19 protein-coding genes are annotated in these 25423 nt (G+C 41.7%); 9 read left to right on the top strand and 10 right to left on the bottom strand.

Annotated features, from left to right (window positions below; translation table 11 throughout):
* Positions 1-121: 121 nt before the first annotated feature.
* The 3 genes from ACQKKK_RS23000 to putP form a co-directional block, all read right to left on the bottom strand.
* The gene (locus ACQKKK_RS23000; RefSeq protein ID WP_427619364.1) at positions 122-1258 is read right to left on the bottom strand and encodes a DEAD/DEAH box helicase; all 1137 of its coding nucleotides are present in this window, start codon (positions 1256-1258) and stop codon (positions 122-124) included.
* A 48-nt stretch (positions 1259-1306) separates the two neighbouring features.
* Positions 1307-2584 (bottom strand): ATP-binding protein, encoded by a 1278-nt coding sequence (locus ACQKKK_RS23005; protein WP_427619366.1) that lies wholly within the window; start codon positions 2582-2584, stop codon positions 1307-1309.
* Between the two features lie 167 nt (positions 2585-2751).
* Positions 2752-4221 (bottom strand): sodium/proline symporter PutP, encoded by a 1470-nt coding sequence (gene putP, locus ACQKKK_RS23010; protein ID WP_427619368.1) that lies wholly within the window; start codon positions 4219-4221, stop codon positions 2752-2754.
* A 193-nt stretch (positions 4222-4414) separates the two neighbouring features.
* Between putP and ACQKKK_RS23015 the strand changes: the two genes are divergently transcribed.
* Complete coding sequence (locus ACQKKK_RS23015; protein WP_427619369.1) at positions 4415-6463, top strand: molybdopterin oxidoreductase family protein; 2049 nt, start codon at positions 4415-4417, stop codon at positions 6461-6463.
* A gap of 245 nt (positions 6464-6708) precedes the next feature.
* Here ACQKKK_RS23015 and ACQKKK_RS23020 read toward each other — a convergent pair whose 3' ends face one another.
* The 3 genes from ACQKKK_RS23020 to ACQKKK_RS23030 form a co-directional block, all read right to left on the bottom strand.
* Positions 6709-8229, bottom strand: a complete 1521-nt coding sequence (locus tag ACQKKK_RS23020; RefSeq protein WP_427619371.1) for an aldehyde dehydrogenase family protein — start codon at positions 8227-8229, stop codon at positions 6709-6711.
* A 249-nt stretch (positions 8230-8478) separates the two neighbouring features.
* Entirely contained in the window at positions 8479-9912 is a 1434-nt protein-coding gene (locus ACQKKK_RS23025; RefSeq protein WP_427619438.1) for an aldehyde dehydrogenase family protein, read from the bottom strand.
* Positions 9913-9930: 18 nt separating this feature from the next.
* Entirely contained in the window at positions 9931-11256 is a 1326-nt protein-coding gene (locus ACQKKK_RS23030) for an aspartate aminotransferase family protein (RefSeq protein ID WP_427619373.1), read from the bottom strand.
* 387 nt (positions 11257-11643) lie between these two features.
* Here ACQKKK_RS23030 and rpoN point away from each other — a divergent pair, with 387 nt between their 5' ends.
* A complete protein-coding gene (gene rpoN / locus ACQKKK_RS23035; protein WP_427619374.1) occupies positions 11644-13014 on the top strand; it encodes an RNA polymerase factor sigma-54 in 1371 nt (456 codons plus the stop codon).
* Between the two features lie 427 nt (positions 13015-13441).
* Here the strand turns inward: rpoN and bluB are convergent, their stop codons facing one another.
* Positions 13442-14083, bottom strand: coding sequence for a 5,6-dimethylbenzimidazole synthase (bluB, locus tag ACQKKK_RS23040; protein ID WP_427619376.1), 642 nt, complete (start codon positions 14081-14083; stop codon positions 13442-13444).
* A 107-nt stretch (positions 14084-14190) separates the two neighbouring features.
* Positions 14191-14796: a uridine kinase family protein gene (locus ACQKKK_RS23045; RefSeq protein ID WP_427619378.1), complete on the bottom strand. Its 606-nt coding sequence runs from the start codon at positions 14794-14796 to the stop codon at positions 14191-14193.
* A gap of 66 nt (positions 14797-14862) precedes the next feature.
* Here ACQKKK_RS23045 and ACQKKK_RS23050 point away from each other — a divergent pair, with 66 nt between their 5' ends.
* Positions 14863-15576 carry an HAD hydrolase-like protein gene (locus ACQKKK_RS23050; protein WP_427619380.1) on the top strand — a complete coding sequence of 238 codons (714 nt, stop codon included), beginning with the start codon at positions 14863-14865 and terminating at the stop codon, positions 15574-15576.
* Here the strand turns inward: ACQKKK_RS23050 and dacB are convergent.
* Positions 15556-17046, bottom strand: a complete 1491-nt coding sequence (gene dacB / locus ACQKKK_RS23055) for a D-alanyl-D-alanine carboxypeptidase/D-alanyl-D-alanine endopeptidase (protein WP_427619382.1) — start codon at positions 17044-17046, stop codon at positions 15556-15558. The two genes, ACQKKK_RS23050 and dacB, sit on opposite strands and share 21 nt — an antisense overlap.
* Positions 17047-17293: 247 nt before the next feature.
* On the opposite strand from dacB, the gene ACQKKK_RS23060 reads away from it, so the two are divergent.
* From ACQKKK_RS23060 to ACQKKK_RS23070, 3 genes are all read left to right on the top strand, one after another.
* A complete protein-coding gene (locus ACQKKK_RS23060) occupies positions 17294-17788 on the top strand; it encodes a PH domain-containing protein (protein WP_427619383.1) in 495 nt (164 codons plus the stop codon).
* Positions 17789-17790: 2 nt separating this feature from the next.
* Positions 17791-19260 carry a PH domain-containing protein gene (locus tag ACQKKK_RS23065; protein ID WP_427619385.1) on the top strand — a complete coding sequence of 490 codons (1470 nt, stop codon included), beginning with the start codon at positions 17791-17793 and terminating at the stop codon, positions 19258-19260.
* 214 nt (positions 19261-19474) lie between these two features.
* Positions 19475-21466 (top strand): methyl-accepting chemotaxis protein, encoded by a 1992-nt coding sequence (locus ACQKKK_RS23070; protein WP_427619387.1) that lies wholly within the window; start codon positions 19475-19477, stop codon positions 21464-21466.
* A 51-nt stretch (positions 21467-21517) separates the two neighbouring features.
* Here ACQKKK_RS23070 and ACQKKK_RS23075 read toward each other — a convergent pair whose 3' ends face one another.
* Positions 21518-22024, bottom strand: a complete 507-nt coding sequence (locus ACQKKK_RS23075; RefSeq protein WP_427619388.1) for a general stress protein — start codon at positions 22022-22024, stop codon at positions 21518-21520.
* A 163-nt stretch (positions 22025-22187) separates the two neighbouring features.
* On the opposite strand from ACQKKK_RS23075, the gene ACQKKK_RS23080 reads away from it, so the two are divergent.
* The 3 genes from ACQKKK_RS23080 to ACQKKK_RS23090 all read left to right on the top strand — a co-directional run bounded on the left by ACQKKK_RS23080 (position 22188) and on the right by ACQKKK_RS23090 (position 25272).
* Positions 22188-23252, top strand: coding sequence for a M20 family metallopeptidase (locus ACQKKK_RS23080; protein WP_427619390.1), 1065 nt, complete (start codon positions 22188-22190; stop codon positions 23250-23252).
* A 399-nt stretch (positions 23253-23651) separates the two neighbouring features.
* Entirely contained in the window at positions 23652-24206 is a 555-nt protein-coding gene (locus tag ACQKKK_RS23085; RefSeq protein WP_427619392.1) for a 3D domain-containing protein, read from the top strand.
* A 154-nt stretch (positions 24207-24360) separates the two neighbouring features.
* Positions 24361-25272: a ketopantoate reductase family protein gene (locus tag ACQKKK_RS23090; protein WP_427619393.1), complete on the top strand. Its 912-nt coding sequence runs from the start codon at positions 24361-24363 to the stop codon at positions 25270-25272.
* The last annotated feature ends 151 nt before the right edge of the window (positions 25273-25423 follow it).

Consider the following 25423-nt stretch of genomic DNA (forward strand, 5'->3'; position numbering starts at 1 on the left):
AAGACGATTTCCATTCAAGTATCGAATGAGAATCGTCTTTTTTTAATTTGATTTACCGTACTAGTTAGAAAAACGTGAGTTTTTCAGCAGCCTCCCGCAACGGCCATCCCTTTTTCCCAACTCATTCATCGACTACGATGTTTCCACCATAGAAAGTTACTCTCGTTAATGGAATCTCCAGTTCACGAGCCATTTTTTTCAACTCTCGCTCTTCTCTTTCCGTTACAATTGAAATAACAGTGCCATCTGCACCTGCACGCCCTGTTCTCCCTGATCTATGGATATATTGATCGATGTTATCAGCCATATCAATATGAACGACTGCAGTGAGGCCTTTTATATCTAGCCCCCTTGCCGCTACATCCGTTGCAATCAACATCGGGGATTTTCCGGAACGAAGCTTGCGCAGCGCCTTCTCCCGGTCGACTTTATTGGATTCCCCGTGAAGCACACCCATTTCAACACCTTTATAACTCAGCTTTTCATGTAAGACGCTCAGCTCTGCTATATCGTTGAGGAAGGCAAGGGCCTTCACATCTTTAAGTCTTGTGATTTTCTCAAGAATCTTGGATTTTTCCCGTCTCTCTACAACAAAGTAAAGATGGTCCACTTTCGATTCCATTTTTTCATGCTTATCGACCTTGATCATTTCTGGTTCATTCATGAATCCTCTGGCCGCTTTTTCAGTTTCCTCTGGCAGTGTTGCCGAAAATACCATGATTTGCCGGTCTTTTAACGTTGTTTTGATAATATTATTGATCGTTCCCATATGCTCTGGAGTGATCAATTGGTCACCTTCATCAAGTACAATCGTCTTAACTTCATGCATCTTCAATTTTTTTTGGGCAATCAATTCGTAAATCCGTCCTGGTGTTCCAGCAATGACCTGTGGATGCTTCTTCAGTTTGTCCAACTGCCTTTTTACATTAGCACCGCCGATGAATGCTGCACCAGTTATGCCGCTTCCCTCTGACCAAATGCGAATTTCTTCATTTATTTGCATGACCAGTTCACGGGATGATGCCAAAATCAAAGCTTGGGGCGATTTTTTTTCAGGATCTATCTTTTCTAGCAATGGCAGTAAATAAGCTAAAGTTTTTCCGGTTCCAGTCGGTGATTCAGCCATGATGTCTTTCCCCTCAACAATCACGGGAATCGCTTTCGTTTGAATCGGGGTAAGTTGTCCGAACCCGGATTTTTTCCAGACCTCTTGTATATATGGTTTTCTATCGTTCACTAATGCAGGTAATTCGCTCATATCGTTCTCCTTTTAATATAAAACTTTTCCTATCTTTCATAGTACCATTTATTCTTGTCCAGTAGCCAACGGAATACGAATAGTAACCGTCGTCCCTTTGTTTATCTCACTTTCAAAATGCATTTCCCCATCAAGGCGATGAACGATTTTCCGGCAAATCGCAAGCCCGATCCCTGTGCCCTTTTCCTTTGTCGAATAAAAAGGTTCACCAATCCGTTCGAGGCGCTCGGGTACCATTCCTATACCATTATCACTCACGCTGACTACAGCTTGATCATCGATGATTTGCAGCGACAAATCAATTTCCCCATTACCCTCAATCGCTTCAATGCTGTTCTTGACAATATTGATTATCAACTGTTTAAGTTCGATTTTATCAGCCATAATATAAATCGGTTCGGCGGTTTTAACCCTGAACCCCATCTCGATATTATTCAAATTCGTCTCTGCTTTCATTAACGTGAATACCTGTTGTAAACTGTCGGCAAGATCAATCCTTTGGAAAGCGACATCCTGTTTTTTTCCGAGAACCAACAGTTCACTTGATATTATATTTATTCGATCAATTTCCTTTAACATGATATCAGAATGCAGCGGATTAACTTCCTTCGTCATGTCCATTAACTGTACGAATCCTTTTAACGATGTCAGCGGATTCCTTATCTCATGTGCCACGGCGGCAGCCAGATGCCCGATTACGGATAGCTTTTCAGACATGATCATCAATTCCTCTTCGCGCCGCGATTCAGTAATATCCCTAACGATTGCATATACTCCAAGCAACTCCGCTTGAACGATGATCGGTAAAAAGGTTACACGGATTATCCGCTCTTCATCACTCTTATTCTGAATGGTCGTTTCGAATTTTACAGCTTCACCTTGAAGGGACTGTATAAAGAAAACAGATACCTTTTCCCGTTCATTCCAGTTGATGAGATGCTTCGCATTCTTGCCTTTCAAATTGTCGCTGTGATGACCTAGCAGCTTTTCAGCTTCTGGGTTAATCGAAACGACATTACCTTCGAGATTCAGTTCAAGGACACAATCCGGGTTATGGTTGAACAACGACTGATACTGTTCATCCTTCAGATTAAATTCCTGTTGGGACCTCAACATTTTCCCTGTCCAATACCTGATTATGAAGTATAAGAAAAGCCCGGTTATGAGAATGAACATCCACCCTTTGGAATGTTGAAACATTGCATATATCTGAACATCTTCCTTTGCCTGTGTCATAGAGATGTAATCCGTCACGATAATCCATAAGACCCCAATGATTATATATATAATAGCCACTTTACATGCAATTTTATGAGATTGGTTCATGTTTTATCCTTTGTATTGTTTTTTGGTTTATTATTCCCAAAACACTCAAAAAAAGCCCTCATGTTTTCAACATAAGGACTCTTTGGATATTGTATCATATATATTGCATTCATTGTTTCATATCTCTAAAAAATACAGCACCATTTTAACTGGACTGTTTCAAAAGATCAAGAGAGGTTTTTGATGGCCTGATTGAATTCCTTTTCTATATCTTTTGAAGGTTTGGCCGATAATAAGCTGAAGACAACCACCGCTATTGTACCAGCAATGAAACCGGGAATGATTTCGTATACTTCAGAGAACTTATCGATCATTTCCCAGACGATCACGGTTGCGGTACCGACAATCATTCCCGCCAGTGCTCCCCATTTCGTCATTCGCTTCCAGTACAGGCTAAACAAAATGACCGGACCGAAAGCCGCTCCAAAACCAGCCCATGCGTAACCCACCAATTTAAGAATCGTACCACTGGGATTAAAAGCTAAAACAAGGGCTATGGCGGCAATTGCCAAAACGCCGAACCGTCCCACCAGCACTAATTCCTTATCCGATGCATTCGGCCGAATGAACTGCTTATAGAAATCATCCGTCAGAGCACTTGCCGAAACTAACAGCTGAGACGCAATAGTACTCATGACCGCTGCTAAAATTGCCGCCAACAAGAAACCTGTAATTATAGAAGGAAACAGTTCTTTAGCTAAAATGATGAAGACAGACTCTGCATTTCTTTCCCCTAAAGGACTGCTTGTCAGGTTAAAATATGCAATCGCCACCAAACCGGTGAACATGGCTCCTACGATAGCAAAAATCATCCAGCCCATACCGATTCTTCGTGCACTTTTCAAATCTTTAACAGATGAAACCGCCATGAATCGAACGATTATATGAGGCTGCCCAAAATAACCAAGTCCCCACGCCAGAAGAGATATGATGCCGATGGTTGATGTTCCTTCAAAAGCATGCAATAAATTCGGGTTAACCGATTTTATTTCATTAAAGGTAGGATCCCAGCCACCAATATTTACAATCGTGACAACTGGTACTAGAATTAAGGCAATAAACATAATTGTACCTTGTACGAAGTCCGTCCAGCTAACAGCCAGAAATCCGCCAAACAATGTGTAAAGAATAACGACGCTCGCCGTCAGCCAGATGCCCCACCGGTAATCCAAATTGAAAACCGAGCGGAAAAGCTCCCCGCCCGCTACCATACCTGAAGATGTGTAAAAGGTGAAGAAAATTAAAATGACCGATGCTGATACCACTTTTAAAATCCGGGATCCATCTTTAAAGCGATTTCCTAGAAAGTCGGGAATCGTAATCGAATTGTCGGCCACTTCCGTATATGTCCGAAGTCGAGGCGCCACGAATAACCAGTTTAAATAAGATCCTGCACACAGGCCGATGACAATCCAGCCAGCACTTAAACCGCTTATGTACATTGCACCCGGAAGACCCATCAATAGCCAGCCGCTCATGTCGGATGCGCCTGCGCTCAGTGCAGTTACAGCTGGGCCCAAGTTCCGTCCACCAAGCATATAATCTGTTAAGTTGGCCGTTTTCCGATAGGCTAAATAACCAATTAACAGCATACCTGCCATGTATATTCCAATTGATATTATAATTCCATAATCCAAAAATGAATCCTCCTATTACTTATTGGTTTTCTGATAAATATAGGTTAAATTTTCATCTTGTAAGCTTATCAGAAAAAAAAACATATGTTAAGAAGTTCTTGCACCTTTCAACGATTTCACTTTCAATATAATTAAGATATAAATGAGTTTTCGATTCATTTTATGAGATTAGATTATTAGGAGGAATACGCCCATGCAATCCTATATCGATCAGCCAGATGGAGTCTTTCCCTCTGTTTGCTCTCTTGACTGTCCTGATCAATGCGGTTTACTGCTGCACAAAAAAGACGGGAAAATCATTAAAGTCCTAGGAGATCCTAATCACCCAGTCACCAAAGGGAGTATTTGCAACAAAGTCCGAAACATGACTGCTCGTCTATATGACCCCAATCGCTTAAAGCAGCCATTAAAGCGCATCGGTCCGAAAGGAGAAGGGAATTTCACTCCAATCAGCTGGAAAGAGGCCCTTGACACAATCACTTCAAAGTGGAAAGACCTGATCGAAATGCATGGCCCGGAAAGCATACTTCCCTACAGCTTTTATGGGAACATGGGCAACCTCAGCGCAGAAGGTATGGATCGGCGTTTTTTTCACAAACTTGGTGCAAGCATGCTTGAGCGCTCCATCTGTAACGCGGCCGGGTCAGTCGGATACAGCTATACAATGGGTGGTTCTTTCGGCACCGACCCTGAAGAAACGATTCAATCAAAGCTTTTCATCTTGTGGGGCATTAACGCGGTGAGCACAAATATGCACCAAGTTACGCTTGCCCAGCAAGCCCGAAAAAACGGGGCCAAAGTAGTTGTCATTGACGTACATAAAAACCAAACCGGTAAGTGGGCAGATTGGTTCATACCGATCCTTCCTGGTACAGACACTGCCCTCGCCCTCGGTTTAATGCATATTCTATATGAAGAGAATCTAGTCGATCAGCCTTTTCTTGATGAATACACAGTGGGTGCTGCTGAATTGCGCGAACACGTCCGCCAATATGACCCTGCGACCGTCTCCGCGATCACTGGCGTTCCAATTGATGACTTATATGAATTAGCCAAGATGTATGGCACCATCACTCCATCATTCGTTCGAATAGGCAATGGCCTGCAGCACCATGACAATGGCGGCATGGCAGTACGTACCATTGCTTGCCTGCCTGCGCTTACCGGCCAATGGATGGTGGAAGGCGGCGGAGCCATCAAAGGGAATTCAGGATATCTTGCTTTTAATACAAATGCCTTAAGACGTCCTGATTTATTAAATAATAAAGCTACCCGGACCATTAATATGAACCAAATCGGTCAAGCTCTTTTGGAAAAGGAAAACCCGATTCGATCCATGTTTGTATACGGTTCCAATCCAGCACTTGTCGCTCCGAATGCAAATAAAGTGAAGCAAGGTTTAATGCGGGAAAATCTATTCACAGTGGTCCATGACCTATTCTTAACCGAAACGGCCATGTATGCTGACCTTGTCCTCCCTGCCACATCTTCTTATGAAACGGAGGATTTTTATAATTCATACTGGCATAATTACGTCCAAATACAAAAACCTGTAGTCAATAAATATGGCGAGTCGAAATCGAATGTTGAATTGTTCAAACTTTTGGCTGTTGGAATGGGCTTTGAGGAACAAGCTTTTAGAGATTCAGAGGAAGAAATGATACGGCAGGCGCTGAATTTTCCCGATAACCCGCATTTAGAAGGCATCACCTATGACTCCCTATCAAGGAATCAATTTGTCAAAGCAAAGATGCGCAGGATTTTTCCAGGCAAACTACCGACACCAAGCGGTAAAATCGAACTTTATTCCGTTCGGATGAAACTGGATGGATACCAGCCTCTGCCAACATATACGCCAATCATAAAAGACAGCGACCTGCCATTTTTATTCATACCGGCACCTAATCACAACTTCTTGAATTCAACCTTTTCAAATAATGCCAAACATATCTCCTTGGAGAAGGAACCGAAGCTGCACATGAATGCCGCTGATGCCAAAACATTAGGGATAGCTTCCGGAGATATGGTTAAAATCTGGAACGGACGCGGTGAATGCTTGCTTACCGCTGCTCCCGGTGAAAATGTGTTACCCGGCGTACTAGTCAGCCAAGGCTTATGGCAGAATACACCTGAGACCAAACAACACATCAATTCCCTTACCCCAGATCGCCTTTCAGATATGGGTAATGGCGCCGTTTTCTTTTCAGGACGGGTGGATCTTGAAAAAGTCCAACAAAAGTAAATCAATGTCTAGCACTCTTTGAATATATCTGCGACTTTTTGGATTATATCTACGAATCTGGTATTTTATCTGCGGTTTTCGGATGATATCTGCGGTTCTGGCTTTTTATCTGCGGTTCTGGCTTTTTATCTGCGGTTCTGGCTTTTTATCTGCGGTTCTGGCTTTTTATCTGCGGTTCTGGCTTTTTATCTGCGGTTCCACAAAAAAGGCTGTTCCATAAGGAACAGCCTTTTTTGTCCAGTTATTTACTCTTCATCAAACCAACCTGTTGGTTGAATATCCAAGTTATTATTGATTTGCTTCACTTCCGTATAAGCCTCGTAACCGAAAGTGCCGAGTTCACGTCCATTCCCGCTTTGCTTGAATCCTCCCCAAGGAGCTTCATTATAGGTCGGATGATATGAGTTTATCCACGTGATGCCGGCACGCACTTTTTTAATGACACGGTATGCTTTTGCGATATCATTCGTGAACACCGCTCCCGCTAAACCATATTTCGTATCATTGGCAAGTCGAAGAGCTTCAGCTTCATCCTTGAACTTTTGAACGACAAGCACTGGGCCAAAAATTTCTTCCTGTACAATACGCATATCCGGTGTCGTATCAACAAAAATGGTAGGTTCGACAAAATACCCCTTTTCCAAACCTTTTCCTTTAATTCGATTCCCCCCGACGATTAACTTGGCTCCTTCTTCCTTTCCAATTTGGATATACGATAAGATCTTGTTCATATGTGCCTCTGAAACTACAGGGCCCATTTGGCTCTTTTCATCAGATCCTGAACCTACTTTGATCTGTTTTGCCTTCGCGGTAAGACTTGCAATGAACTGATCGTAAATGGACTCCTCCAAAAGTAACCGAGAGCCCGCTGAACAAACTTGTCCTTGATTACAGAAAACCCCATATAGAGCATAATCCACTGCAGTCTCAAAGTCAGAGTCCGCAAATACGATATTAGGCGATTTTCCTCCGAGCTCCAATGTCACCTTCTTCAGGTTACCTAGTGAAGCCTCCATGATCTTACGTCCTGTTTCCGTTCCACCCGTAAAGGCTACTTTATCGATTTCCTCATGTTCGGCAATGGCCTGGCCGACAACTGGCCCTGCTCCTAACACAAGGTTTGCGACACCTTTTGGCAATCCGGCCTCTTCCATGATTTCAAATAGTTTGACCGCTGTCACTGGTGTAACCTCTGATGGTTTGAACACAACTGAATTCCCTGCAGCAAGTGCCGGGGCCAGTTTCCAGGCTGACATCATTAAAGGGAAATTCCAAGGAACGATCTGCCCGCATACACCGATCGGTTCCCTTACAACCATCGCTTGCTGACCATCAGGAACTTCGTAAGTCTGACCTGTCGGTTTTGTAGCCAACCCTGCATAATATCTAAAACAGGCGGCTGAATCATCTATGTCATAACGAGCCTCACGCAATGGTTTCCCATTATCCAATGTTTCCAACGCAGCAAGTTCTTCAGCTTTTTCTTCTATTTTGTCGGCAATTTTGAACAATATGCGAGCTCGCTCCACTGCCGGAGTACCCCACCATCCACCTTCATAAAAAGCATATTTTGCTGCCTCGACCGCTGCATCCACATCTTCCTGTGTACCTTCCGCAGCTGTAGCAATAACTTCTCCCGTGGCCGGATTTAATACATCCCTCTTTTCACCTGAAGTCGAATTCACCCATTCCCCATTGATGAACATCTTTAAGTCCAGTGCTCCCGTTCCTTCTTTTTTCGTGTTATTTTGTAAAGTTTCCTGCATGTAAATTCCTCCTCGGTTTTAAGTTATCTACCTATATATAATATGAGCAAGATTCATGCCAGTTTGAAATATTAGGGAAATCACGTTTTCTTCCCCTTTCCCGTCAAACATTTAAATTCAATCGTGAATTACCTATTCATTTTTGCATAGCACATGGGCTATCTTTCATCTCAATCTCTTTCAAGATTTATAGAAAAATAAACCCTTCAGTTCAAAAAAGAGATGAGCAACTGCTCATCCCTTTTCTGATTAATTTCGATTAAAAATGACCAATTTCATTTCCGTCATCTCTTCAATGGCATACTTTAACCCTTCGCGGCCCATCCCGCTTTTTTTGACTCCGCCATATGGCATGTTGTCGACACGGTAAGTTGGGATATCATTAATGATAACACCGCCGACTTCCAATTTTTCTGCGGCAGAAAGAGCAAGATTGATATTTTCTGTGTAAATCCCGGCCTGCAATCCGAATTCGGAATCGTTGACCAAGTCAATCGCTTCCTCAACAGAAGAAACCTTATTGATCAAAACAATGGGAGCGAAGACTTCCTGACAAGATACCTTAAGCACTGCATCCACTTCCAGCAACACAGTGGGGTGCAGGATATTCCCTTCAGATTTCCCTCCTGCTGCAACGATCGCACCGTGTTGTTTAGCCTCATCGATCCAATCCAGGCTTCGCTGTACATCACCAGCGCTGATTAATGCCGAAATATCCACCGACGGGTCCAAAGAATCCCCAAGTTTCAAGCCATTCGTTGCTTCTGTGAATTTTTTGACGAACTCATCATATACCTCTTCATGAACATATGCACGCTGTAAGGAAATACAGACCTGCCCTTGAAAAGCGAATGCTGCCGATACACAGCGCTGGATGATTTTGTCGATATTTATCCCTTTATCAACGATGACTGCTGCATTCGAACCCAGTTCAAGACTCACTTTCTTTAACCCTGCCTTATTACGGATCCCGATTCCGACAGCCGGACTTCCAGTAAATGAAATGCTCTTCACCCTTGAATCAGTTACTAATTTATCACCAATCACCGAACCGCTTCCGGTAACTAAATTAAACGCACCTGCCGGCAAATCCGTTTCGGCTAATAGTTCAGCAAGAAATAGCGAAGATAGCGGTGTCTGGCTCGCAGGTTTCAGGACAAGTGTATTTCCGGCAGCAATGGCCGGGCCTACTTTATGGGCAACCAGGTTCATCGGAAAATTAAATGGCGTAATCGCACCCACAACGCCTAGAGGCTCACGGACGGTGTATCCTATTCTTCCTTCTCCGTCAGCTGTAGCATCCATCGTCAATGTTTCTCCATGAATCCTTTTGGCTTCCTCTGCTGCAAATTTATATGTGGCAATCGTCCTAGATACTTCAACCATTGCCGTTTTAATCGGTTTCGCTGCCTCTTTAGCAATAATTTCAGCTGCCTCATCTTTGCGGCTTTCTAAAAGACTCGCGAGCTTTTCAAGTATGGCAGCACGTTTATGACTAGGTAAAGCTGCCATTGTTTTTCTAGCTTGATAGGCTGATTCTATTGCCAAATCTACATCTTCAAGGCTTGCTGAAGGAATCTCCGCTAGAACTTCCCCGCTATAGGGAGACTTTAGTGTCGTGAACTTTTCAGCTTCTTGCCATTTACCATTAATGAATAATTTCTTTTTCAGCGTTTCCGTCATGACCATCCTTTTCACCTCTTATAAGATTTCTTTTTCGATAGCAGTAAATGTCTCATCAAGGATTTCAATTATTCTTTCGACTTCTGATTTTGTAATGATTAAAGGAGGTGCGAATACGAGTGTATCTTGATCAAACGTAACAGACCGACAAATCAAACCATTCTTCGCAGCTTCAGCAACTAGTCTTGGAGCAAGCTGTTTCTCAAAGCCTTCCCCTGTTTGTTTATCCTTTACGATGGAGATGCCGCCAATTAGTCCAAGTGCCCTGACATCACCAACAATCTGATGTTTGCTTTGAAGCTTCTTGAAGCCAGCTAGCAACTCTTCACCACGCTGTTTCGAATTTTCTATCAGGTTTTCGCGTTCAATTATTTCAATATTTTTCAAAGCAACCGCGCAAGCCATAGGATGGCCGCTGTATGTGTAGCCGTGTAAAAGCGTTCCTTTTGAAAGGGCAATAAAATCCTGATGCATCTTATCATTCAGGACGACCCCGCCTAACTGTGCATATCCGCTCGTCACACCTTTCGCAAAGCACATCATATCAGGTACAACACCAAAGTGTTCAATCCCAAAATAAGTCCCTGTTCTTCCGAAACCTGTAATGACTTCATCCGTCACCATTAAAATGCCGTATTCATCACAAATCTCCCTTACTTCCTTAAAATAGCCTTCAGGAGGAAGATTCACGCCACCGGCCCCTTGAATCGGTTCAGCTATAAATGCCGCAATCGTTTCTGGTCCTTCCTGTTCTATGACCTTACGCAACTCCTCAATGGAGGAACCATCCACATGGTAAAAATCCGGTGCGATTGAATTCGTGAAGTCCCGGAACGGCTTCAGGCCAGTCGCACTTGTAGCTCCCATCGCCACTCCATGATAGGATTTCGAGCGGGAAATGATTTTTTGACGATTAGGCTGCCCTTTCAAAAGCCAGTAATGACGAGCAAGCTTGATGGCTGTATCATTCGACTCCGATCCACCTGAAGTGAAGAAAACTGCATTCAAATCCCCAGGCGCGATGGAAGCGATTTTGGCCGCTAAACGGATTGCCGGCTCATTGCTGAAAGTGGCGAAACTTGAAGTGAAAGCTAACTTCGCCATTTGTTCCTTCGCGACTTCTGCCAACTCTTCTTGTCCATGTCCAATATTCACATTCCAAAGTGAAGCCATGCCATCAATGACGGTCCTGCCCGTGACATCCGTAAGATATATTCCCTTCCCTTCCTTAAAGATGAAACTTGGACCATCTGCCTGCTGTTGTTCGATTGCCGTAGTCGGATGAATAAAATGCTTTTTATCCAAATCGATTAATTCCTGAATACCCGTCGTTTCTTTGATCATGTAAAAAACACCCTTCTCTTGTAGTGGATTTTTTCAAGCTAGTTTATTTTTTTATTTATATATTTAGATATAGCAAGATGCATGCCAAATTATATGAGCCTTATATTAAAGGTATTTAAGGTATAACGATTCACAATCAAATCATCATGAGCATGTATTGATTCATATACAAATCATTCGATTCGTATTCAAATCACTAACACCCCCTACATTACATACGTGCTAAATTACAGGCATATTGTCGATTTCGACCTTTAATTTCTTATAGATGTAAAATAACCTGACATAAAACATTGAATTTTCGGAAGATTTGTATTATTATCACATTAATAATATTTCATTCATTTTGTGCCACTAGGTTAATCTAAACGAAAGCAGTTGGTATATATGCAGGTAGGTTTTGAACTGTACCAAAAACAAACCATGAAATTGTCATTAACTCCTGAATTACAGCAATCGATCAATATCCTTCAATATTCGACCTTTGAACTAATAGATTTCCTGTATCGACAAGCTAACGAAAATCCTGTTCTCGAAATAAGCGAAGCATTTAAAGAACCCCTCGCACTTTCTGAATCTAGCTTTCGTACACATAAAATAAGTTCTCATTTAAGAGGATCCTCCTCTAAAAGTAAAAGTTTCAACGGAGACACAGATTACAACCCTATCAATAATTATTCCGTCAATACAGAAACACTAGAAACCCATTTACTGGAACAAATAAGTATGCTGAGGGCATTCAAAGCTATCGAAAGGAAGATTCTCCAATTTTTGATAGGGAACTTAAATGAATATGGATTCCTTGAATTGGATGCAAATTGGACTGCCTCGCATTTTTCCGTGTCCGCGGAAGAAATAGAAGATATGATTCAAGTATTGCAATCCCTTGACCCCATTGGAGTCGGGGCTAAAGATCTGACTGATTGTTTACTCATTCAGCTGCGGGAGCATGAGGATTACAATGAATTGGCATATACGATCGTTAAAAAGCACTTACCGGATTTAGCAGAAAAACGCTACAGGAAAATAGCGGGCATATACAAAGTGACCATTCAGGAAGTACAAGAGGCCTCTGATTTCATCCGTACTTTAAACCCTCGCCCCGTCAGTCACTTTTCCAATGATATGACTCATTACGTCGTTCCGGATGTTTACGTGGAAAAAGAAGAAGAAGGATATCTGATTACAGTCAACGACAGCTACACACCCAAACTTTCCATCAATCCTTACTATAAGAACCACATCGCTATATATCCGGGTAATCCTGCTAAAGATTATGTCAAAGGTCACATAAATGATGCCCAATTACTTTTAAAAGGACTCTTACAAAGGCAAATGACACTTTATAAAGTGACAGCAACAATCGTGGAGGAGCAGCAAGAGTTTTTCATGAAGGGTATTGCTGGATTAAAACCTATGACACTGAAAGACATTTCGGAAAAACTCCAGCTTCATGAATCAACAATCAGCAGGGCGACGAGCAATAAATATATCCAGACTCCGCATGGCCTCTTTAAATTAAGGAACTTCTTTACTAGAGGATTAAACCGCGTAAACAGTCAAAAAACGGAATCAACGACGACCATCAAAGAAAAAATAAAGGTCTTGATTGCCGATGAAGATAAGATAAAGCCTTTTTCAGATCAGAAACTTTGTCAAATATTCGAAAATGAAGGGATGAAAATTTCCCGTCGTACTATTGCAAAATACCGTGAAGACCTCGGTATACCGGGATCTTTCAAAAGGCGCAGGTTTTAAAATCAAAAAGCTGACCATGTTAAACGTACAGCCAGTTTTTATTTTTAGTTTATTGTGTTCACAAAGCCCCCCCTTACCAGGATCAACGGAAATTATTGAATACGTACATTTAAAAAGACTCTTACAAAATATATACCATTCGAAAGAGTCTTCTATATTTTTACTGTTTCTTTCATTTACGACCACATTCGTGATGACTTCTGGTGCAGGTCCGTTGCCTTCCCACCAGGATTAATTCTTTTTAATCGCCCATAATGAGTGCCTTCTGGTTTTTTATCAGAAAACCATTTCCTTACAACAAAAACCCCTGAACCAGGGGCTTTATAACTTTGTTAATTCCCAATACCCGTGTAACTGATTTTCCCAAGTCCTCCCCGGTTCACTCGAAGAGAATTCAGAATCCATGTCCTTCATTATTAAAAAAGTTTTATCTTTTACCCCATTTATCCTCGAAAATAAGTTCATCCATCGGCCTTCTTTTTTCCCAATTGGCAAGTTCAAGAATGGGTTTATCCGGATATTGATCCGTATAGCCAATCGACATGAGTGCAATGGGTTCTACATGCGGTGGAATCTCCAAAATGTCACGAATATCATTTTTCTTATAAAAGCTTACCCATCCCATTGCTAATCCTTCCGCACAGGCAGCCAGCCACATATTTTGAATTGCACAGGCCGTGGATAGGATATCCGTTTCCGGGATGGAGTTCCTCCCCAAAACATGGGAGCCGCCACGTGTCGGGTCACATGTTACACAAATGGTGTAAGGTGCTTCTTTTAACCCTTCCACTTTCAAACTAAGAAACTTATTTTCTTTACCTCCTTCATAATGAATAGCTAGTGCCCTTCTTTCTTTATCCGCTGCCCATGCCAAACTGTTCTTGGTTTCCTGAGATGAAATTACAATAAAACTCCAAGGTTGCATGAATCCTACAGACGGCGCATGATGTGCAGCATCCAAAATTCTGCGGAGTATATCCTTTGAAATGGGCTTAGGCAAAAAACTCCTGATATCCCTTCGGTTATAAATGGCTTTATATACGGCAGCTTGTTCTTCATTAGTAAACATAATTTCCCCCTATGCTTCCGGCTCCCCAGAAATTTATCTAAAAATTCAATATGAATTTTACAGGTAAACCCTTACAATTAAAAGTGACTTTCCAGGTATCCCTGGATTCAGCTCGTTCCGTCCACAACAAGATTCGCTCTTTCTTGCGGCCTTTGCGCGTCAACATATAAATCTTCATGAACCATCCAATTATCCTCCCACATTTGACGCGCATTTTCACCATCCCGCTCGAGGCCACGTTTCAAACGCTGATCGCGGGGACATTCCACCCATATCATGAAATCATGGGACCCTGCCAATTCTTTACGGATAGAATACGTCCCTTCAATAATGACAAGGCCTTCAGCATGAACGATATGCCATTCGGCCATAGTGTCCGTTTCCCAATCATACCTTTGATACCTTGCATCTTTCCCCACAGTAAGTGGTTTTAGGACTTGGTTAAAAACCCGTTCCCAATCACAATCCGCTCCAATTTGTTTTTGGGCTGGGGGCAGCTGGATCCTTTTCGATGATGGCAAATAAAAATCGTCCATATGAACGACTGCGGTACCTGGACACTCCGCTTGGATACGGGAAGCGAGTGTACTTTTTCCAGACCCGCCCCGGCCATCAATGGCCATTATATATGGAGATCTTTTTTGGAAGATTTTGTGAATTTCAGCAATAAGATTTTTAAACGTATACTGTCCATTAAGTGTTGGAAAGTTCATAAGCATTCCTCCTATACTACTTATTTCTATTCGTCCTCCCTTATATTCCTTCCTAGAGGGGATAAAATGAAAAAAACTAAGAAGAAGGTGCTAGTAATGAATAAAATCCAATTTGCCGCCATTTTCGATATGGACGGCACCTTGTTTCAAACAAACAAGATATTAGGTTCTTCACTTGAAAGAACGTTTGAGATACTTCGGTCTGAAGGGAGCTGGACAGGGAATACCCCGCTTGCCACGTATCAAAAGATTATGGGCGTCCCCCTGACAGTCGTTTGGGAAACACTATTACCAAAGCATCCCGATCATATTCGCCGACAGGCTGACCAACTTTTTTTAGATTGCTTGATTCAAGAAATCAAACAAGGAAATGGTCAGCTTTTCCCTCTCGTCATGGAGACCTTGTCAATGATCAAACAGCTTGGAATTTCCATTTTTATTGCTAGCAACGGTCTAGTAAAGTACCTGGAAGAAATCTGTTCTTATTTTGGGCTGCATGAATTTGTTACGGACATATATAGCGTGGAAAGGTCCTCGAAAGGCTCAAAGACCGACTTGGTGCAAATGTTGTTGAAAGACTATCGAATTGAAAGCGCCATTGTGATTGGGGATCGAAAATCCGACATCGAGGCAGCAAAGAAAAATGGCTTATCGGCTGTTGGCTGCCAATTTGGATTTGCCGAAGAAAATGAATTGGCTGATGCAGATCTGTTCATCGCAGATTTTTCTGAACTTCAAACTTACCTTTCAAAATGGATACTAAAGGCCACTCACCAATAGCTTTTCCTGTTCTGCAAGCATCACGGCTATCTTATCCTGGATTGCCGTAATGCCTTTTTCTTCCACAAAATTATTCACGATGATCGAAAATATGACTCTTTCCCCTCTTTTGGTCGTCACATAACCTGATAGAGAGCTCGTTCCTGAAATGGTCCCTGTTTTCGCACGAACGTTCCCAGCTGCATTTGTCCCTTTCATTCTCTTTCTTAGTGTACCGCCTACCATCCGCTCTTCATCTCCTGCAATCGGCAAAGCCTTCAAGTAAGCAGGAAACCACGTTTTTTCCTGTACGGCATATAGCAGTTTCGTTATTTCATTCGCTGGAATCATATTGACTTGGGATATGCCAGATCCATCACGCATCTTGATCGTTTGCATATTGAGACCCATACCCTTCATTTGATTTCGAGCGACCTTCAAACCATCTTTCCAGCTTCCCTCCCCTTCTGCTTCTTTTCCCATTTCTTTCACCAAAACCTCAGCATGGCCGTTATTGCTCAATTTCATGAAAGGAATAAGCAGTTGTGAAAGTGGCATGGACTGATGAGTGGAGATCAAGTCCGCTCCTACAGGCGTTTTCCCTTTCTTCCTTTTTCCCAACACTTTAATTCCATATTTCTTCATTGACTTTTCAAATAGGCTCAGGGCATATTTTGTGGGATCTTTAACTGAGATCCATTCTTCGGTCACCCCGGCATGCTCCGGAATGGTCCCGGTCACCGTAATGACATCTGTGCCATGAGACCTTTCGACTTCAATTTTCTTTTTGCCGTCTGCCGCTACTGTTTTCGTTTTGTTGATGATCTTCACGTAATCCGTTTCCGGCTTCAGCTTCACTTTCGCCATTTTACCAGCCTTTCCCCCGGGGGTTATCTCCACGATGATGGTACCGGTATCGTAGTCATCATTCGGGGAAGCGGTTAAAGCTGAAACAGCTGCTCCGTAATATTCCTGTTCATCGCTCCAGACCAAGTCTCGGGAATAACGGATATCATCATACCAAGAATCATCCCCTATAAGATCTCCATGAACGAGCTTAACTTGCTTTTGCTTCAGTGATGATGCCAGTTCATCAAAATCCTTTTCCAATAATGTAGGATCTCCTTTTCCCTTAAGATAAACATTCCCCTGCAGAACATGGCCAACCTGCACCCCTTTTATGTATAGTTCAGTTTGAAAAACATGATCTTCCCCTAATGTTTCCAGCGCAGCTGCTGCAGTTAAAAGCTTAAGGTTCGAAGCAGGCCGCAATCTCGTTTGCGACCCTCGTTCATAAATCATTTCCCCCGATTCCGCTGATCGGATGGAAATTCCCGTTAACGCCCCTGCCAACCCTGGTGAACCATCCAGAATTTGTTGAATTTCCTGTCCTAGGTTTCCATCATCATTCGCAGCCTGCATCGATTCTCCATTAAAAAAACAAATCAAAAACAGGAAGAATATAAAACTCAACTTCCTTTTATATGTCAAACCTATCACTCCCACTCTAAAAACTCACCACTTCTATCTTGTCCATTTTACGGTCATTTAAAAAAGAAAATATCCACTTGATGGTCCCTATTTATACATACTCAAATAAAGGCAGGATTATTCGAACGCCATTCAATGGAATCCAATTGGCCATCCTGACTTCATGATTCATTTACATGTACGATTACAGGGAACTTTTTTGAATGATAATCCGTATAAGTATAAAGAAATAGTTAGGAGTGAATATATGTATTCAAAGATACAGCCACCAACGAAGAAAATCTCCAAAGAATCCGTGAAGGTTTGGCGGATGACCGAAGCCATTACCAATTTTATTATCCTCGCAGTCTTTGGCATCCTATTATATGTTGATGATTATTTCGCTTGGAAAGAATGGATTGGATGGATTTTATACGGACTTATCACATTATCTTTTTTCCATGCAATCTGGTCCATTTTCATTGAACCAATCTTGTTACAAAAGTATTGGCGTTACGACGTGAACGAAGAATTCATTCAAACAAAACACGGAGCTTGGAGTGAAACGCATGAACTCATTCCGATGACGAAGGTTCAGTCCGTCAAATTGAACCAAGGCCCGTTTTTGCGAAAATATAACCTTTATTCACTAAGTATCGGAACAATGGGGGACTCTCATGGCATACCTGCCATCCCCGAGAAAGAGGCGTATGAATTACGAGATAAAATTGCCCATTTCGCTAAAATTAAGGAAGTGGATTAACGATGGAAGAACATGCAAAACGATTACACCCTTTCAAAATCCCCTTCGAATTATGGAAATTGCTGAAAGGGAATGTGTTTTTCATAATCTTGCTTTATGTCCTGAACTTCGGTTCTGAAAAGATGTATATGAAGGTACTCCAAATCGCTTTTTTAGTTTATCTGATTTGGAATGTCCTTTCTATCATCCTTAAATGGTATACGTATAAATATCAAATCAAAGATGGAACCATATATATTACCTCAGGGCTTATTTCAAAATCTTATCGAACGGTCCCGCTTCATAAGGTACAGAATGTTCAACAACGTACGACGTTATTCCATAAGATTTTCCGCTTAACCTCTTTAACATTCGAAACAGGGATGACTGGTGATCAGGGTACCGTACCTTTTGAGGTTATTTCCCGAAAAGAGGCTGAACGGCTTGAGGTGGAATATTCTTCAAAACAGGAACTTCAGGTTATCGAATTGGATAGCTCCGAAGAACGAACAGCGGAGGATATGGAACCAATCAATAAAAAAACAATCCATTTCACGCCAACTAAACAGGAGGTTCTGAAAGCTTCCTTTACATCACTCAGCTTTTTGGCTCTTATCCCAATTCTGGCTACGTTATATAATACACTCGATGATTTTATCAATTTGGAGAATGCCGAAGGGTTCTTTGCCAAGTTATTGGATACGTGGTGGATCATAACAATCGTTCTAGTCGGCCTCATATGTATAGCCGTTGCCTTCGGAATCATTTCCACATTCGTTAAATATGGAAAGTATGAAATTTCATCCGATCACGATCGTATATATATCAAGAAAGGTGTACTGGATGAATCTGCTTTTTCCATTCAGAAAGAAAAAGTACAAGCTGTCGAAATCACCCAATCAATCATTAAAAGATTGCTAGGTTTGGCAGAAGTGAAACTAATCAGCGCAGGAAGTACGGGTGATGAAGAGCTTGAAACGAATACTCTCTATCCTTTTTTATCGATTGAACGGGCATATGGAATGGTAGAAGAGATTTTACCCGCTTACAAAGTGGAACGGTCAATGGAGTCGCTATCAAAGCAGGCCTTCAAAATCCGAATGCTGCGGCCCAGCTTTTTCTGGATTCTCACAACAGTGGCAATCTATTATTTCAAGCCCTCCCTATGGTATATATCGCTGATTTTACTTGCCTACATTTATACATTGAGAATTCTGAATTACAAAAATAGCCGTTACTTGTTAAATGATGAGTTTATTCAGTTTAAGTCCGGGAGTTTGGAAACATCACTATTCATTACCAAAAGAAGCAAGGTCATTCAAATTGAGGTGGAACGTACGAAGTTGCAAAAGCTTTTCGGGCTTGCCTCAATCGAAACAATCAACCGCTCCAAGCCTGTGCACCATACAAAGCTCCAAGATGTATCCGTTGAATGTGCTGACGAATTTTACACATGGTATACGGGCAGGACAAAAAATATCCAAGTCGAGTAAGATTCAATGATTGGAAGAGTTGACTATAGTCAGCTCTTTTTTATCATCTATATTCCCCTCCATGCCAACCGCATCCCATCCCTTATATATATGTTGGCGATTCACAAAATTAATATTGGCAATTTTCTAACTTCAATCTTCAAAAAAGTGAAAACAGACCGAAATATCTATAGAAGCCAAAATTAATTAGAGGTATATAAGGAGGATTGTCCATATGAAAAGTCTGAAAGACTGGTATTTTAATTCGCTGAAAAAACAAATATTGATTCCCTTTTTAGCTTTGATCATGATAAGCGGAATGGCCATCTCCTACATGAGTTATAAAAATAGTATCGATATGACGACCCAGGTATTTACCGGAACGACGGAAGAGCAAGTAAAATCAATGAACGATTCTTTCGAAATCTTCTTTCAAAAAACGGAGAATCAATTGGATAGGATCGGTAAGTACCCCATCATGAGTAATTTTGATAAGTACCCAGAATCCATAATGAATGAGTTTTCCAACACACAGTCCAGCAACTCTGAAATAAATAGTTTATATATTGGCACAGAGAAAGACGGAAAAATATTAATATTCCCAAAAGCTGAATTACCAGCTGACTTCGATCCAAGACAAAGGGATTGGTATCAATCCGCATTGAAACAAAAAAACAAGACCATTTGGACGGAACCTTATACAGATCAGGCGACGAATACACTTGTCATCACGGCAGCAAAAGCCAAATATGATGGTGATGAATTAATAGGCGTGATCGGCGTCGACATCTCGATAAATACATTGATCACGATGGTTAATCAAACTAAATTCGGAAAAACTGGTTATACGGTTTTGCTGGATAAGAAAGGGGTATTCGTTACACATCCAGACAAGAAAAAAATTCAACAGGATATATCAAAGGAAAATATCTTCAGAAAAATGAAAAGTGAATCCGGTTCAATGATCGAGGAATATGAAGGGCAAAGCCGGATCATCGGATACGCCACCAATCCAACCACTGGATGGCGAATAGCTGGAGTAATGGATAAAAATGAAGTGATAGTCCATGCAAGCCCGATGATAATCGGTAATATCATCACAATGTTGATTGTCTTTACTGTCACTGCACTATCTGCCATCTTCATAACCCGTTCTTTAACGAATCCCATTAAAATGCTGCAAGAATCCATTCGGAAAATGGCTGACGGCGATTTCACATCCACGACTTCCATTTCCAGGAAGGATGAGATAGGGCAACTTGCGGAAGACACCAACATAATGACCAGGAATATGAGCCATATGTTAGGGGTTGTCAACAACCTTTCCGATAAAGTATCCGATTCATCCATGACACTAGTGTCTAGTGCAGATGAGAATTCAGCGGCGGCTAACGAGGTGGCCATGACGATGGAACAAATAGCGTCCGGTGCCATCAACCAAATTGAAGTAGGGCAGAATAACGAAAGGGCTGTAAAACTTTTGGCTGACAAAATCAATAATCTTGAAGCGCAAGCTAGCAAGATGGCCACGGAATCCGAAAATATGTTCAAGGCTTCCGAAAACGGAATCACTCAAGTGCAAGACCTAAAACAGCAATTCAATGAAACTTCCCTGATATCCAGTAAGATGAGTACGGCAGTCAAATCTTTGGATGCACGGTCAAATGATATCAATGTGATTGTAAAGACCATAAGCGGAATTGCTGGACAAACTAATTTACTCGCTCTGAATGCTGCCATCGAAGCAGCCAGGGCAGGTGAACATGGAAAAGGGTTTGCAGTTGTTGCCGATGAAGTGAAAAAATTGGCCGAGCAGACGGAAAACTCACTGAAGGAAATCTCGGAAATCATTCAAGCCATGCAAACCGATACAACCAATACAGTTGATTTGATTGACCAAGTCAATCAAAAAATCCATCATCAAGATACTTCTGTAACGGATACTGAAAATGCCTTCAGTCACATTGCGTCAATTATCGCTAATACATTCAGCAATTTTGACGAAATAAAAAAGATGATGAACGAAATGGTATCCGAGGTCACACGGATGGCGGGTAATGCAGAACAATTAAACTCGATCAGCGAGGAAACTGCGGCAGGAACTGAAGAAGTATCTGCTTCCGTAGAACAAACGAATGCTTCCATGGAACAGTTAAATGCCCTGGCTAGTGAATTGGATGCCCTATCCCAGGAAATGCACAAGGAAATACAGAAATTTACATTCTAATCAAAAAAAAAGGACGGGCCCAAAAGGCTCCGTCCCTTTTCAACTTACAATTTATAGAGGTCTCCTACTGTTCGTTAGCGTTTCATCGGTCTCTGTAATTCCTGAGTAGGAAGAATTGGGTTTACTCGCATCCGAATCGACTAACACAAGCAGCTTGCCACTCTTAACATCCGCTTCATAACGATTCGCCTCTTCTTCAGGTATGCCCATACCGATTAATGTACCGGCCAATCCGCCAGTACCGGCTCCTACAGCCGCTCCGGCTAATGTGGCAGCAAGCGGGCCAGCTGCAAGTACCGGTCCTATTCCCGGAATCGCCAATGCACCCACACCTGCCAATAATCCGGCAGCGCCGCCCAAAATACCTCCGGTCGCCGCACCGGCTGCGAGCCCCTCTTCAACCTTTGTACCCGTTTCTTCATTCACTGTCTTTAATTCTTCTTTATCTTTCGCTACTACTGAAATATCTCCACGGTTATATCCTTGTGCCTGCAATGACTCAATAGCCTTAATGGCTTCCTCTTCAGTTTCATATACACCAATTATACGTTTATCCATATCTATCATCCTCCTTAAAGAATGTAAATTGTCGCTCTCCCTTTTCATACCCCAGGGGAAGAACAGGCTAAACGTTATTTAACAGGAAAATATTTTTGAGTTAACCCTTACTAAGAAAGGGTATATATAATAATAGTATGCATATTTTTAGGAGGTTTTCTTATTGCTAATCGAGTTACTTAAAGATTTAGTATCTATTGACAGTTCATCGAAAGAAGGAGCTAACGAAGCAGTTGAATACTGTGCGAACTGGCTTAAAAAACAAGGAATCACCGTAAATGTGATCGTTAATAACGGTTATAAAATGCTTGTTAGCGAGATTGGCAGCGGGGATAAAACCGTAATTTGGAATGGTCATGTCGATGTTGTCAGCGGGACGCCGGATCAATTTTTCCCTGAGGTTCATGAAGGAAATTTATATGGACGCGGGGCAGCCGATATGAAAGCTGGGGTTGCAGGGATGATGTGTGCATTTACCGAACTGAAAGATAAGGGCTTAGGTTTGAAAATCCAGCTTCAGATTGTATCAGATGAAGAAATTGGCGGGCTGAACTGTTCTGGATATTTAGCGAAACATGGTTACAGAGGGGACTTCGTAATCTGTGCTGAACCGACACAATTAGGAATCGGACTCCAGGCAAAGGGTGCACTTCAACTCGATATTGAAGTATCCGGCAAATCCGCACACGGAAGCCGACCATGGGAAGGCGTGAATGCAATCGAAAAGGCCTATGATCTCTATCAAAAAATAAAGGAACTTCCTTTCACCCGGGATCATACTCCCCTTTACTCTTCACCTTCACTTAACCTAGCAAAAATAAAAGGCGGGGATGTCTATAATAAGGTACCGGATGCCTGTTTGCTCAGTCTTGATATCCGCTATCTTCCTACGCAAACAATGGAAGAGATCATTGCTCAAATCAAAAGTGTGACAGGAAAGAATCTCCACCTTAATATGTACAGTAAACCTGTAAAAACAGAAGAGTCAGACCCATTCATCACACTGCTTCGTCCAATTATCGAAAAGAACACCAATCGAGATGCTGTCATTTTTGGACAACATGGCTCTGCAGATACCGTCTTTTTTGCGGCATATGATATACCGGCCATTGAATTCGGACCTAAAGGTGAGAACTGGCATGGAGATAGGGAATACGTTAATCTTGAATCTCTAGCAGTATATCAAAAAATGCTAGTCGATTTTGCTTCTGAATTTTCTTTAACTTAATCCATTTGGATGTTAAAATCTGGCATCGCTTAGATGTCGGATTTTTTTCATTTCCTGAAAATCCTCTCTCACTAAAATATACAGCAGGTAAATGTCTTTTATTGCGTTGTTTTTTTACAAAATATACGGGACTTTAAAACTAAGTATCAGGTAACCAAATTTTATATAATTAAACAAAATATTCCACAGCGTCAACACTATTAAACAAAAAAAGTGCTCATACTGACATAATAAATATATATTTCCATTTAATGAATAAGTCCTTTAGACCTAGTTTACATTACATTTATTTATCAACGGAAACGTTTTTGTAACACAATTACTATTCCACCGAAACATTATTGTCATATATACCTGTTATTCTAAGTCTACGATTTAAAACAAAGGAGACTATTCATTTTGAAAAAAATACTACTTCCACTATTCACTGCTTTCTTGCTGGTATTTAGTTTTTCCGGAGTTTCATCGGCTGCTACTACTACATACAAAGTTAAAAGCGGCGACACACTATGGGGTATCGCCAATAAACATAATATAACAGTCAATCAACTCAAAGGTTGGAACAACCTGAAAAAAGATAACATCCATCCAAATCAAGTTTTAAAGGTTAAGAAAACTTCGACCTCTGCTAAACCTAAAGCTAAAACAACTTCATCCAAGAAATATAAAACGATCACCGTCAATGCGACAGCTTACACAGCGAACTGCAAAGGTTGCAGCGGTATTACAGCATCAGGTCTTAACTTAAAGAAAAACCCTAACGTAAAAGCAATCTCAGTCGACCCTAAGGTCATTCCGCTAGGAACTAAAGTTCATGTAGAAGGATACGGGGAGGCCATTGCCGCAGATAAAGGCGGCGCAATCAAAGGGAATAAAATTGACGTCTTCTACTCTTCTCATTCAAAAGCAATGAATTGGGGCAGAAAAACGGTTAAAGTAAAAATCTATAAATAATGATAAGTGCCAGCCTGATATCTTTCAGGCTGGTCTTTTGTTTTTTCCACTTACACACTTTAAACAGCTAGTTCACCCTCAAACGATAAACATTTACCGAAAATTCAGTCAATGTTATGATTAGTACATCTTAACTAAAAGAGAGGTGTGCACTTTGAATATTGTCATTATAGGGGCCGGAGCACTCGGCTCCTACTTTGGAGGCAGATTGCAGCAGGCTGGTCAGCATGTTCAATACCTTGTCCGAAAAAAACGTGCCGAACAATTGAAAGAAAACGGTATCAGCATAACCAGCCCACATGGAAACTATCAATTTAACGACCTGCATATCACAGAAAATGTAATTGATATAGACAAGGTTGACCTTGTGATTCTCGCCGTAAAAGGCCAGCATCTGCAAGGTACCCTCACAGATTTAAAGGCCCTTGTTGAAAAGGGTGCAAAGGTCCTTCCGCTTTTGAATGGATTGGAACATATATCCATTTTACAGGAAGAACTGGGCGATGAAGCCGTCTTGGGAGGAAGTGCCTTCATCATTGCCACCCTTGATGAAAAGGGTCATGTCATTCACTCCAATGATAATCACGATTTAATCTATGGCCCGCTTCACCCTTCACAGAAAAAGATTTGTGATGAATTTGAACAGGCGGTCGGATCAGTTATCATGGAGGTAAGCAGGACGGAAAACATATTAATCAGGATGTGGATCAAATACATGTTCATCACCGCTTTCTCGGGTGTAACAACCGCCTCCAACCTCCCTATCGGCACGATACGGAGGTTCCCGGAAACCAATGGATTGCTGGAAAATGTCCTAGTTGAAATGAAGGAACTTGCAAACGCTTATGACGTCGGGATTACCGGGCAGAATATTGCTCAGGCTTTGGAAAACATGGCAGGTTTACCGGATGAATCAACCTCTTCCATGCATCAGGACCGCCGGAAGGGCCAAACCCTCGAAGTGGAGCATTTACAGGGCGGAGCACTGCGCCTTGCTGACAAGGCCGGTTTGAAACTTCCTGTGATTGAAACCCTTTATGCACTCATAAAACCATTTGAAAATTGATTTTCCCTAATACCGGAGCTCCGCCGGTATTTTTTTATGCTGCTCAGGAATACATATTTCCTCCTCTACCCATCATTTGAAATCCACAAGACCAAAAAGACCAAAAAGAACAATATCACCAAAAGAATATTCTGATTCTTCCTTCTGTTAC

This window comes from Peribacillus sp. NPDC006672, assembly GCF_050274955.1.
Classification (GTDB): domain Bacteria; phylum Bacillota; class Bacilli; order Bacillales; family DSM-1321; genus Peribacillus.

What these genes read in the sequence shown, in the direction of transcription:
- ACQKKK_RS23060 (WP_427619383.1), top strand. Translation starts at nt 17,294, where the DNA reads ATGTATTCAAAGATACAGCCACCAACGAAGAAAATCTCCAAAGAATCC.
- ACQKKK_RS23065 (WP_427619385.1), top strand. Translation starts at nt 17,791, where the DNA reads ATGGAAGAACATGCAAAACGATTACACCCTTTCAAAATCCCCTTCGAA.
- ACQKKK_RS23015 (WP_427619369.1), top strand. Translation starts at nt 4,415, where the DNA reads ATGCAATCCTATATCGATCAGCCAGATGGAGTCTTTCCCTCTGTTTGC.
- ACQKKK_RS23030 (WP_427619373.1), bottom strand. Translation starts at nt 11,256, where the DNA reads ATGATCAAAGAAACGACGGGTATTCAGGAATTAATCGATTTGGATAAA.
- ACQKKK_RS23050 (WP_427619380.1), top strand. Translation starts at nt 14,863, where the DNA reads ATGAAAAAAACTAAGAAGAAGGTGCTAGTAATGAATAAAATCCAATTT.
- ACQKKK_RS23075 (WP_427619388.1), bottom strand. Translation starts at nt 22,024, where the DNA reads ATGGATAAACGTATAATTGGTGTATATGAAACTGAAGAGGAAGCCATT.
- rpoN (WP_427619374.1), top strand. Translation starts at nt 11,644, where the DNA reads ATGCAGGTAGGTTTTGAACTGTACCAAAAACAAACCATGAAATTGTCA.
- ACQKKK_RS23070 (WP_427619387.1), top strand. Translation starts at nt 19,475, where the DNA reads ATGAAAAGTCTGAAAGACTGGTATTTTAATTCGCTGAAAAAACAAATA.
- ACQKKK_RS23000 (WP_427619364.1), bottom strand. Translation starts at nt 1,258, where the DNA reads ATGAGCGAATTACCTGCATTAGTGAACGATAGAAAACCATATATACAA.
- ACQKKK_RS23005 (WP_427619366.1), bottom strand. Translation starts at nt 2,584, where the DNA reads ATGAACCAATCTCATAAAATTGCATGTAAAGTGGCTATTATATATATA.
- ACQKKK_RS23020 (WP_427619371.1), bottom strand. Translation starts at nt 8,229, where the DNA reads ATGCAGGAAACTTTACAAAATAACACGAAAAAAGAAGGAACGGGAGCA.
- ACQKKK_RS23025 (WP_427619438.1), bottom strand. Translation starts at nt 9,912, where the DNA reads ATGACGGAAACGCTGAAAAAGAAATTATTCATTAATGGTAAATGGCAA.
- ACQKKK_RS23045 (WP_427619378.1), bottom strand. Translation starts at nt 14,796, where the DNA reads ATGAACTTTCCAACACTTAATGGACAGTATACGTTTAAAAATCTTATT.
- bluB (WP_427619376.1), bottom strand. Translation starts at nt 14,083, where the DNA reads ATGTTTACTAATGAAGAACAAGCTGCCGTATATAAAGCCATTTATAAC.